At 26.2% G+C, this 11,868-nt stretch carries 15 protein-coding genes; 8 read left to right on the forward strand and 7 right to left on the reverse strand.

Going from position 1 to position 11,868, the window contains the following annotated elements:
* The coding region (locus A9758_RS05635; protein WP_143740880.1) for a hypothetical protein at positions 1-629 on the reverse strand (629 nt) is incomplete at its 3' end.
* Between the two features lie 5 nt (positions 630-634).
* A complete protein-coding gene (locus A9758_RS05640; RefSeq protein WP_011406384.1) occupies positions 635-1,171 on the reverse strand; it encodes a FumA C-terminus/TtdB family hydratase beta subunit in 537 nt (178 codons plus the stop codon).
* Positions 1,172-1,348: 177 nt separating this feature from the next.
* On the opposite strand from A9758_RS05640, the gene A9758_RS05645 reads away from it, so the two are divergent.
* The 5 genes from A9758_RS05645 (at position 1,349) to A9758_RS05665 (ending at position 6,799) form a co-directional block, all read left to right on the forward strand.
* On the forward strand, positions 1,349-3,160 hold the full coding sequence (locus tag A9758_RS05645) for a DUF2070 family protein (protein ID WP_011406383.1): 1,812 nt from the start codon (positions 1,349-1,351) through the stop codon (positions 3,158-3,160).
* A 241-nt stretch (positions 3,161-3,401) separates the two neighbouring features.
* The gene (gene rbr, locus A9758_RS05650) at positions 3,402-3,971 is read left to right on the forward strand and encodes a rubrerythrin (protein WP_011406382.1); all 570 of its coding nucleotides are present in this window, start codon (positions 3,402-3,404) and stop codon (positions 3,969-3,971) included.
* Between the two features lie 43 nt (positions 3,972-4,014).
* The gene (locus A9758_RS05655) at positions 4,015-4,389 is read left to right on the forward strand and encodes a desulfoferrodoxin family protein (RefSeq protein ID WP_011406381.1); all 375 of its coding nucleotides are present in this window, start codon (positions 4,015-4,017) and stop codon (positions 4,387-4,389) included.
* Between the two features lie 155 nt (positions 4,390-4,544).
* The gene (locus A9758_RS05660; protein ID WP_048059860.1) at positions 4,545-5,777 is read left to right on the forward strand and encodes an FprA family A-type flavoprotein; all 1,233 of its coding nucleotides are present in this window, start codon (positions 4,545-4,547) and stop codon (positions 5,775-5,777) included.
* Positions 5,778-5,881: 104 nt separating this feature from the next.
* Positions 5,882-6,799, forward strand: a complete 918-nt coding sequence (locus A9758_RS05665) for a hypothetical protein (RefSeq protein ID WP_011406379.1) — start codon at positions 5,882-5,884, stop codon at positions 6,797-6,799.
* A gap of 25 nt (positions 6,800-6,824) precedes the next feature.
* On the opposite strand, the gene A9758_RS05670 is transcribed toward A9758_RS05665, so the two are convergent.
* From A9758_RS05670 to dtd, 5 genes are read right to left on the reverse strand one after another with little or no spacing between them, the layout of a single operon-like run.
* The gene (locus A9758_RS05670) at positions 6,825-8,222 is read right to left on the reverse strand and encodes a hypothetical protein (RefSeq protein WP_069776341.1); all 1,398 of its coding nucleotides are present in this window, start codon (positions 8,220-8,222) and stop codon (positions 6,825-6,827) included.
* Between the two features lie 11 nt (positions 8,223-8,233).
* Positions 8,234-8,548, reverse strand: coding sequence for a hypothetical protein (locus tag A9758_RS05675; protein ID WP_011406377.1), 315 nt, complete (start codon positions 8,546-8,548; stop codon positions 8,234-8,236).
* A gap of 24 nt (positions 8,549-8,572) precedes the next feature.
* Positions 8,573-9,208, reverse strand: coding sequence for a DUF998 domain-containing protein (locus tag A9758_RS05680; RefSeq protein WP_011406376.1), 636 nt, complete (start codon positions 9,206-9,208; stop codon positions 8,573-8,575).
* An 11-nt stretch (positions 9,209-9,219) separates the two neighbouring features.
* Entirely contained in the window at positions 9,220-9,423 is a 204-nt protein-coding gene (locus A9758_RS05685) for a hypothetical protein (protein ID WP_011406375.1), read from the reverse strand.
* A 13-nt stretch (positions 9,424-9,436) separates the two neighbouring features.
* The gene (dtd, locus tag A9758_RS05690) at positions 9,437-9,883 is read right to left on the reverse strand and encodes a D-aminoacyl-tRNA deacylase (protein ID WP_011406374.1); all 447 of its coding nucleotides are present in this window, start codon (positions 9,881-9,883) and stop codon (positions 9,437-9,439) included.
* 228 nt (positions 9,884-10,111) lie between these two features.
* Between dtd and A9758_RS05695 the strand changes: the two genes are divergently transcribed.
* The 3 genes from A9758_RS05695 to A9758_RS05705 all read left to right on the forward strand — a co-directional run bounded on the left by A9758_RS05695 (position 10,112) and on the right by A9758_RS05705 (position 11,802).
* Positions 10,112-10,807 carry a hypothetical protein gene (locus A9758_RS05695; protein WP_011406373.1) on the forward strand — a complete coding sequence of 232 codons (696 nt, stop codon included), beginning with the start codon at positions 10,112-10,114 and terminating at the stop codon, positions 10,805-10,807.
* A 106-nt stretch (positions 10,808-10,913) separates the two neighbouring features.
* Positions 10,914-11,492, forward strand: a complete 579-nt coding sequence (locus A9758_RS05700; protein ID WP_011406372.1) for a flavodoxin family protein — start codon at positions 10,914-10,916, stop codon at positions 11,490-11,492.
* A 76-nt stretch (positions 11,493-11,568) separates the two neighbouring features.
* On the forward strand, positions 11,569-11,802 hold the full coding sequence (locus A9758_RS05705; RefSeq protein WP_011406371.1) for a hypothetical protein: 234 nt from the start codon (positions 11,569-11,571) through the stop codon (positions 11,800-11,802).
* Positions 11,803-11,868: the final 66 nt, after the last annotated feature.

Consider the following 11,868-nt stretch of genomic DNA (forward strand, 5'->3'; position numbering starts at 1 on the left):
CTATTTAATGTTATATTAAATTCATTTGAAGCTATATTAAATACACTTGAAGGGGCTTGACTTAATATTCTATAATAATGAACATTAAGTTCTATCCATGTATCTTGATAAGTTATATATGAAACAGTATATTCAAATTGATAAGCAGTTTTTCCATTTAAATCAAAGGTAGTTTGTTTATCTATTTTAAAATCACCAGTTCCATTCATAAGACGATATAAACTATCAGATTTATATGCTGTATCAATAGTTACTCCTTCAGGTAATGAATCTAACTTTGTAATATCAGTCTTTACAATTACCACATCTGTTGCATTTGTTGCACTAGTATTTAATACTGAACCATCACTTGTTAAATCACTGATACTTCCATTATAATAACTATACTGTGAATTATTACCAGGATTTAATAGTAATGTTGAAGGACTATTGGGTAAAAATGGTGTTTTTAATGGATTATCATAATCATAGACAGTCCAACTACTTGCCATGTCAAAAGACATATCATTATCTTCAAAATGGCGTACATTACCATTATTTTCAATATATGTTGGAGTTAAAGTAAAAAATCCTGAAATAAGAACAATTGAAGCTATAAAAAATAACAGTAACAATAGTTTATTTTTCAATATAATCACTCTTTATTTCTTTTATATAAATTATTATCTTTAGAATCCATTGTAACAATCAATGGTCCAAAACATTCAACATCTAATTCCCAAATAGCCTCAGGCATACCTAAATCTAGCCAATTAACAGAATCCACCTTTTTTATACTATTTACATATAATGCAGCACAACCACCTACAGCAGTTAAGAATACACAGTTATTTTCAACTAAAGCTTTTTGTGTATTATCATCCATACCACCTTTACCAACAATAGCTTTAACACCCATAGATAGAACTTCAGGTTCATATGGATTCATACGCATACTTGTTGTTGGACCAATAGCAACTATTTCATAATTATCATCATCTTTTTTTCGAATTATTGGTCCTGCATGGAATAAAACTACTCCTTCTAAATCAATTGGTGCACCTGAATCAATTATTCTTTTATGTGCACTATCTCTTGCTGTGAAAATTTTTCCTGTTAGATAAACAGTATCTCCTGCTTCTAATTTATTAATATCTTCATCATTCAATGGTGTATTTAATTCATATTCCATAATATCCCTTTTTTTATTTTAAGAAAAATTAAATTATTTAATTCATATATAATTATATATTTAACTTATAATAGCTTTTGTTATATTATAATTGAAAATTGTATTTTAGAATATCATTAAATATTAATTAAAGAAAATATAATAATTAAAGAAAAAAAAATAAAATAGGAGACAAACATGACAGTTACAAGTAGAGTAATGAAATTATCACGTTTCATGATAACATTACCTAAAACAAAGATTTCTGTATTCCTCATTTTTGTTGTAAGTTTTATTACAGGTGCTCTTGAGGGCTGTTTACAACCTGAATTATTATCAATAGATACTGTTATATCAGCATTTCTCGGTGGAGGAGCAACTACTTTCTTTTTATTAGGACTTACAGCCATAGCTTCTGGAGGACTTATACATAGTTGTGTTAATAAATTACATAAAAGACATATGAAATTAAAACAAGCAATGTTTCTATCATTTGTATGTATGTTATTTCCATGTTTAACCTACCTTTTAGGATCAATTATTTCATTAGGAATAAAGGTAGATATTACTGGGAACTGTTTAATACTAGGAATATTATTTGGTTTTGCAATAGAAGCTCTTATATTATGGGCTACATCTAATATAAAATATTATCAAGGAATATTCATAGCAGCAATTCAACCTGTATTAACATTAAGTATGTTAGTTCTAATTACTAATCTTGTAATAGCTTCAACTAGTATGGATGCAGTATTATCATTGTATCTTAAGGTTATAATTGGAGCAATAGTTCTGGCAATAGCAATTTATGCTTTTGTAGCGATAATAGAATCACCTATTAGAAATAATTTAGGTGTTGGAGGATTAGAACTTCTAAGTTTATTCATTGCACAAATTAGTGAAGGATCAAATGCAATGGAAGAAATATTTAATGAAATGGGAGAAGCAATTGATACAACAGTTAGTTTAATTAGTTTCAGAACAGAAAAGGGTGTTAAAGCTAATTATATTTCACCATGTGTTCATCCAGGACCAGTAGGTTCTATTGGGGGAAGTAATCTTCCAACAATTATTGCTAATCAACTAGATGACTTTGCAATAATTGCCCATGGGGCAGCAACACATGATTTTAACCCAGTAGCAGCAAAAGAAGTAAATAAAATAACTGATGCAATTAATGGAATACTACCTAATCTTAAATATACAAAAAAAGCAAGTAAATTTCAAAGAGTAAAATCACAAGATGCTAAAGTTGGTGTCCAATTTTTTGATGAAGGAATGATTTTACTTACAACATTTGCACCTCAATCAGGTGATGATATTGATTATGGTGTAGGATTATCATTAATATATGAAGCAAAAGCTGTAACTGGAGTAAAAGATGTGGTATTTGTTGATTGTCATAATAGTCTTGAGGGAAATTATGAACGTTTACTAGCAGGACATAACAGAGTAGTTCAACTAGAAGAGGCCATTGAAAAAATAGAAAAACAAGATATGTATCCAATAAAAATGGGATATGCATATAATCCACTGGATGAAATTCCTATAAAAGATGGTATTGGTCAAAGTGGAGTGAAAATAATGATTACAGAAGTTGATAATCAGAAAATGTTATATGTAGTCTTTGATGGAAATAACATGAAACAAGGATTTAGAGCTAAGATAATAGAAGCTGTAAATGAGGCATATCCTGAAATTGATATGATAGAAGTTATGACTACAGATACTCATCTTGTAAATACAATATCTGGTGGTGGATTAACAGTTGGAGCAAAACATCAGGAATTATTAATTAAAAGAGTACTAGAATTAATACCAAAAGCATTTAATGATTTAGAATATGTTGAAGTAGCATCTGGAACATCTCGTGTAAATCTAAAAACATTAGGTCCTGATAACTCAACAGAATTAGTAACTACTATAACATCAATAGTTTCTGTTACAAAATTATTGGCACCACTAATATTTATAGTAGCAGCAATAATGACAATCTTATGGATTTTCTAAGAAATCCATTTATTTTATATTTTTTTATAAAAATAACTTTTTTTTAAGAAATTTTATTAAATAGAAAAATATTTTTCAAAATTAATATATTTTAAAGAATATATGTTCTTTTATTAAATAATGTAATAATCTATTTATTTATTGATAAAAATATTTATATAGTTTTAATGATTATAATTAATATAACAAGATGGAAAAATACAAAAAAATTTACATAAATATATTTAAAAGGTGATTTAAAATGAGTAAAACATTAGAAAACTTATCAAAAGCATTTGTAGGAGAAAGTCAAGCAAGAAACAGATACACAATGTATTCTAAAATTGCAAAAAAAGAAGGATATGAAAAAATTGCTGAAATTTTCCTTATAACTGCAGGAAATGAATATCAACATGCTAAAGTTTTATTTAAAATGATCCAAGAATTAAAAGGAGATAAAAACGAAATCAACACAGAAACTGGTGTATGTTTTGACTATGGAAACACTGCTGAAAATTTAGCATCAGCTGCTGGTGGAGAAAACTATGAAGCTAATGTAATGTACCCTGAATTTGCTGATGTAGCAGAAGAAGAAGGATATAATGAAATAGCAGTAAGATTAAGAAATATTGGACTTGTAGAAGCTCATCACGAAGCAAGATATAAAAAATTATTAGAGATGGTTGAAGGTAAAACATTCTTTGACAGACCTGAAGAAGTTACATGGGTATGTAGAAAATGTGGATTTGTATATAAAGGTGAAAAACCACCTGAAAAATGTCCAATCTGTGAACACCCATATAGTTACTTTGAACTAGCAGAAGATTTCTAGAACTACAATATTTAACTTAAATAATTTTTTAGGGATGAAAAATATGGCTAAATTTGATTATTATAGTGTTGTTCAATGTAAAAATAGTGGAAATATAATAGAAGTTCTCTGTCCTGGAAAAGATGCTGATGTTAGTCAGTTAAATGTTATTGAAGCAAAAACATCTGGTGAAGGAGAACCAAAACACAAACCAATTATTACAAGAGTAGATGATGGATATAATGTAAAAGTTGGGGAAGTTGAACATCCAATGGATGAAGATCATTATATTGCAGTTATTGAACTTATTGCAGATGGTCAAATACACAAACAATATCTTAAACCTGGAGATAAACCAGAAGCAACTTTTAAAATACCAGAAGCAGATGATGTAGTAGCAAGAGAATTCTGTACAATACATGGTCTCTGGCAATCCTAAAATCCTCTCCCTTTTCTTTATTTTAACTTTTTTTTAGAATCTAATTATTATGAAAAGTACTAATATGAGATTACTAAAAAAAGTGAACAGAATAAATTAAAATATTTAAATATAAAAATAATAAAAAAAATATTAAAGGAATGATTCATATGATAATGAAAGCAAAAGCACCAAAAATTGCAGAAGGAATATATTTTGTAGGAACACTTGATTGGGATAGAAGAGAATATCATGGATACACATTACATGGTACATCATACAATGCATTTTTAGTATTTTCAGAAGATAAATGTGTATTAATAGACAATGTATATCCTGGAGAAGTATACTCTGCTCAAATGTGGGGAAGAATAAAAGATGCATTTGAAGATCAAGGAAAAGAAATGAAAATTGATTATATTATTCAAAACCATGTAGAAAAAGATCATAGTGGAGCATTATCTGAAATTCATGCAAAATTCCCAGATGCACCTATATACTGTACTCCTATTGCAAAACCAGGACTTATAAAACATTACCCTGATCTTGCAGATGCAGAATTTGTTACAGTAGAAACTGGAGATACATTAACTGTTGGTAAAAAAACATTTGCTTTCCTTGATGCTAAAATGTTACACTGGCCAGATAGTATGTTTACTTTCTTAACAGATGATGGAATATTATTCTCAAACGATGCATTTGGACAACACTTATGTAAAGTAGAAAGATTAGATTCTGAAGTACCTGAAGAAGAAGTTATGGAAGCAGCACAAAAATTCTATGCAAACCTTCTTACACCTTTAACACCATTATTACTTAAAAAACTTAATGAAGTTGTAGAGTTAGGTTTACTAGAAAAAATAAAAACAATTGCACCATCACACGGTCAAATATGGACAAATCCTATGAAAATAATTGAAGCTTACCAGAACTGGGCTACAGGTGTATGCCAAAAAGAACAAGCAACATTAATCTATGATACAATGCATTTCTCCACTCAATATATGGCTCATGCTATTGCAGAAGGTTTAATATCTCAAGGAGTAGATGTAAAAATGCACTTCCTTAAGGAAGATGAAAGAAGTGAATGTGTAAAAGATATTCTTGAAAGTAAAGCAGTTCTTCTTGGAGTTCCAACCTTATTTAACAAAGTATTCCCAAGTATTGCAGATGTATTACTCTACACTGAAGAATTAGAATTTTCAAGAACAGGAATTAAAAGATTAGGAGCTACCTTTGGTTCATATGGTTGGGGTGGAAACGGTCCTAAATGGCTAAATGGTAAAATGGCTGATGCTGGATTTGAAATGGTTGATAATTTAGAAATTAACTACGTTCCAAACGATGATGACTTAGAAAAATGTTATGACTTGGGAGTAAAAATAGCTAAAGAAATGAAAGAAATGTAGAACACATCTACATTTAACTTCCTCTCCTTTTTTTTATAGAATTTAATTTTATGTAATAATTCTATTTAAAGATTTATATTCTAAAAAGAAAATAAATTAATAATATGAATGGTAAAATATATTGTTCTTTATGTGGAATGGAAAATTATCCATTATTGAAGTACTGTGATAATTGTGGTAAACTATTAAAAACAAATAGAATTACTCCAGAACCAGTGTATGACACTTTTAATGATGTGCTTATACATAACAAATATAGAATTTTAAAAACAAATATTACAGAAGACACATACAATAAAATAATAGAAAATATAGAAAGAATTATATTAATGAATTTAAATTTTCATTCTAATGAAACCTGTCTTTTTCGTGTATATAAGCTAGTACAACAGTTTTCAAGATTTTATTATGATAATCAAAAAAATACATACGTGTATTTTTCAGGGGATAATATATTTTATAATGATAAAATATCAGAAACTGAAAAAATATGTAAATTACTACATGAATTAGCATCACATTTATATAGTGAAATATTTGAACAGATACTTATGTATATTTTTAATTCTAAGAAAAATACATATATTGAGGCATTTGTAACACTTCTTAGTGCTAAAAATTCCTGTTACATATTAAGTAAGGAGTATTTAGCATGTGTTAGTGAGAATTATTTTACTAGAAATCTAATGAATAACTATTTATTTGTTGTTAATATTATACAAGAGAGGAATATGGATACAGTTGTTGCTAAAAAAATGTGTATGCTTGGAAATACCGTAGCTGATGATGTTATAAAGATTTTAGATAGGTTTATTCCAGAACAATTCAGGGAAGAAATACAAGAACAAGCATTTAATGATAATATTGAACATGTTTCTATGAGTATGTGTGATGTTAAAAAAATTAGTAATTCTGAGAAGATTGACTTGATAAAAGCAATGATAGAATTTTCATACTCAGCATTAAGTGAAAATTCAAAGGATATTATGGATATTAATAGGTTATTGAAGACTTTAAAATGATTAATAGAAATTAGAAAAATATATTCTAATAGAATGAATCTTTTAATAGACTACATACTCTTTTTTGTTCTTCTAAATTATCAAAGAAGTAGTTTTCATCTAATTTAAAATGTAATTTAGATTTAATATCATATCTTATTGATTCTATTGATTTGTTATTCAATAATTCTATTAAATAATTATATGTATCTTGTTTTGGTATTATACAGTAGGGTAGTTCTATAGAATCATAGACATCAATAATATATTTTTCTACTTCTTTATTAAGATCATATTCCTTTTTTAAATTAAGAAAGATTTCACTTAGAAAATCATCAAGAACAGTACCCCCTACAAGAAATACATTGTTATTCCATGAATTAATATCACATATAAATAAGTTTATTAAGCTAGTTATTTTCAGAGTTTTATTTTTACTAAATTCTGCTATTTTAAATTCTTCTTTAAAGGTGTTTCTATATGATTTCCATTTAAATTCTTTAACATATTTTTTACGTAGATTTTTTAGGAATAAAAATCCTATTTCTATTTTATCTAGCTTATCTTTATTTTCATTATATAATTGTATATATTCATCAAATGAATAATTACATAGAAATACATCATAGAATATGATATATGTATTATCTTCTAAAAATTTTACACCCATATCTGTAAGTGTGTATGCTTTGTTGTTAATAAGTAGGTTAAGTTTAGAATATTCTATGTTTTTTATTAATCGTGTGGCTAATTCTGACTTTGTGCCTTCTGTTTTTAATTTATTATTTAATGCTATTTTCATAAGTTCTTCTTTAGATAGATGTGTTAATCTTAAATAATAATTAGCAGAATTTACTGATGTTTTTATAAGATTGTTATTTAATGCATAATCTATAACTACATTAATATCTATAGAATATGGTGCTAGTATTTCTCTTGGAATATTACTTATTACTGGATTATCTTGCACATATCTAAGTAGTTTATATGTTGTGTGAAGACGTGTTGTTTTTGAGTATTTAATACTACTATGCTCTGGTGGATTTGTATTATCTATTATGTTGTATCCAATGGTGTTTTGTGTGTAATTTGTTTTTTTACCACAGTTATGACAGTATGTGTCATCAAAAAGAATTTGAGTTCTACAATTTGAGCAGTATACTCTCATGTATTCTTGATTATATCTGTATATTAGATATTTTTCATCATCATCTAAATCCTTTTGTTTAACTTCAATATCTCTATCATTTAATAATTTATTTATATTGGCTTTTAATTGTGACTCTATGTTATTTACATCTATTTGATTGATATAATATGCATTTAATAGGTTGTTTTGTATGATTATTCCATCTTCTTTTGTTAATCCCAATGCTTTTATATATTTTTCAAATTCATGACCACTTGTTAATTCAATAATCTTTTCTTCACAATTATGTAGCATGTTAATCCTCTCTATAATCCATATTCTATACTATGACTTATACATTTAACTATATTTCCATGTTCATCTTCATATGTTTCTCCTTTTAATAGGTTAAAGTATGTTTTTTGAATGTCTGATAATTCTTTAACTACATTATATTCTATAATTTGTGTATGTTCTTGGTTTTGTACGCTAATGTCATATAGTTTCTCAAATTCAACCCAGCATATACTAAATTCTAGATTATTTACTAGTAAAACTGTAGTTTCAAAGAGAACTACTCCTAAATCATATAATTCATTTATATCTAAAATATTTTCTGCATCTTTTTCAATAATTGTCATAGTTCAAACCAACTTCAATGCTTTTTATTGTTTTAGTAAGTATGTTCCTGTTATAATATTCCATATTATTAGTGTGTATATGGATATTCTTTCAAATAATCCCATGTATATTATCATGTCTTTATTTATTAGTGAATAAGTTAATATTATAAATGATATTGTTCCAATAATTCCAAGTATTAATGATGTATTTCTATGTATTTTATTTGTATTTATTGTTTTTCCCATAAGTATTAGAAATATGTTTCCACATAGTAGTGACATGAATATTGCAAGTTGATGATTATTTATACTTGTTTGTCCTGCAGAGAATATTCCTAGAAAAATAAATCCTACTCCAGTAATTAGCATTAAGGGATAATATAAAATTTTATTTGAATTTATTCTTTTATTTATCTCTAAAATACATGATATTATAAATATTATTCCTAGTATGATAAATGCAATGTTTAGTAGCATATATTGTGGTGAGAAATTATTTGTTATTCCAAGGTATGTTTGGTTAAGTGGCATTGCTATATGACTAACACTGTAATTTATGTATGCTTCATATATATTAAGTGATGTATTTTTAATTACAATGTATTCTATTAGTAAATATATTAAACTACTTAATATAAATATGATACCTGTAGTCTTTCTTTTAATTTTTTTATTCATAGTTTCACCAATTACCATAAATCATCTAATTCATCAGGATTATAACTTGTCATATGGGATCTTTTATCTTCTATTTCATCAACTGGAGGGAGTTCCTTTAATTTCATTTCTATAATCCATTCATAATAACTAGCTAGTGTTAGACCACTAACCTTTCTACATACTGCTCTTGCTCTTCTTTGTAATTCAGCATCAATATTAATGTCCATTTTCATAATTACACTTTCTTTAGCTATTATATTCTTTTTCTATTATTATAGTTACAGGTCCATTATTTACTAAATTAACATCCATAAATGCACCAAATTCTCCTTTCTGAGTATGTACTTTCTTTTCACATTCATTACAGCAGTATTCAAAAAGTTTTTTAGCATCAGTGGGTTTCATGGCATTTGAAAATGATGGTCTGTTGTTATGGGTAACATCACCATATAATGTAAACTGTGGAATTAGAAGTATTTCACCATCAATGTCTTGTATTGATAGATTCATTTTATTTTCTTCATCTTCAAATACCCTTAGTTTCATTAATTTATTTATCATATAATCTGCTTCTTTTTTAGTATCTGTTTTTTTAATGCCTAATAGCACTAGGTATCCCTTACCTATTTTTCCTACAATGTTATTATTTACCTCTACCTTTGCACTTGTAACTCTTTGTACTACTAATTTCATTTATTATCCTCTTCTATTTTTTTAAAAAAGCACTTTTTTATTTGATTTATATAATTATTTTTATTTGTAAGTTTATATAATTCTACTTCCATTAGTGTAATTAATATATATTTTTTTTGTGATGGACGTTGATGGAATCTTTTTCTTTCCTTATTTTAGAAAAAAGTATATATAATATTAGTTATATAATAATGAATTAAAGTTACAAAAGTTTAGGAAAAGATTTCAATGCAACAAAATTTTAATAATATAAATAATATTAACATAAATAACCTAACTAAAATCCTTTATATTGTATCATTTATGTTTCAATGGTCAATATTATCATTTATATTAAATTTAGTAACATTATGGAGATTTAGTCTAATACTATTCACAATATTTATATTAGATGCTCTATCAATGATTATTATAAAGAATAAAACAATAAAAGGACCATCATTCATAACTTCGAAAATATGGAGTCTAATAGATATATTAACTAACAACAAATACAATACAAATCCTTATAATACAGTAAACAGAGTTAAAAATACATACTATTCAATTAAAACAAAAATCTCAGGATTTTTTGATAATATCATAAACTTTAAAAATGAACATTTCAAATATCAAACAGAAAGAAAAAGAAATAGACTTTCCAAAGAAGTGGGAAAAAAAGTTGTTGTTGAACAAATATCACCAGGTAAAAAACTTCAAAAGAAAAGTTTCAAATACAAAGATCGTGCAATGAGTTATGTTAATGTTCTTAAAGAAAATGGATATAAAGACTTTACAAAATATAACATAAATGTTAATACAGGAAGTGCATATCTAATAGTAAATAAAAACAGAGACATTGTTGATATTGAAAATAATTCAATCCAAATGAGCCATGATTCTAAGGATTATGATATGATTGTGGATAATTGGCCTAAAAAATAAATACCCTCCCTTTACCTTTTTTTTATAAAATATACTAAACATATTTAAATAAATTCATTTAATAATATTAATTAAATTATAAAAAAACTATAGGGAGTTTTACAGAATGAAAGTTATAACGCTAATAACCTCATCTAATAAACATGGAAATAGTAAAAAAATTGTAGATAGACTAACAATTGGAATTGAAGATGCAGGTGGAAGTAATGAAGTATTATTTATGGATGATTATAATATAAAATACTGTACTGGTTGTAGAAGTTGTAAAAATGGTGGAGGCTGTGTTTTAGATGATGATTTTAATATGATCATGGATAAAGTACGTGATGCTGATTACTTCATATTTACAGCACCAATATTTTACAATGATATTGCAGGTCATTCAAAAATGTTTTTAGATAGATTTGGATCATTAGGTAACGATATTAACTTGGAAATGAAGGAAAAAAAATCGTTACTTATGATTACACACTTCTCAGATTATATCAATGATTTTGTTATAAAAAATACTCATCGTGTTATAGTATCTGCTAATTTTAAAGTAAATAAAATCTTAGATATTGGTGGTTTATTAACAAAAAGATTTACTGAAGATGAATTAGAATCATTTGAAGATATAGGATATGAATTAGAGGATTATGAAGTAATACCTCATGAATTAGACTTGGATAGTGCTACTGTTTAGGGAATTTATTGGAGAAATATATAATAAACATGAAAATATAACTATTGTTATATAATTATTTATGGGATGAAATAAAATGAACACATTTAATATTGATGGAAAAAAAGTAGATGAAACATATCTAAAAGAAACATTTGATTTACCAGTATTTAATGGAGATTTTGAAGATATATATCAATATCTCTGTGGATTTTATACAAAAACTATAATAAACATAACAAATTCTACCCAAATAGATCAGGAATTAATCAATGCTTTTGAAAGAGCTTCAGAAGATAATCCATATGTAAAATTAAATATAGAAGATTAATTATCTTCTAAAAACAAATCTTTTTTTTAAAATTCAAAAAACTATTTTTAATACATATTACTTTTT

This window comes from Methanosphaera sp. A6 (assembly GCF_001729395.1).
Taxonomy (GTDB): domain Archaea; phylum Methanobacteriota; class Methanobacteria; order Methanobacteriales; family Methanobacteriaceae; genus Methanosphaera; species Methanosphaera stadtmanae.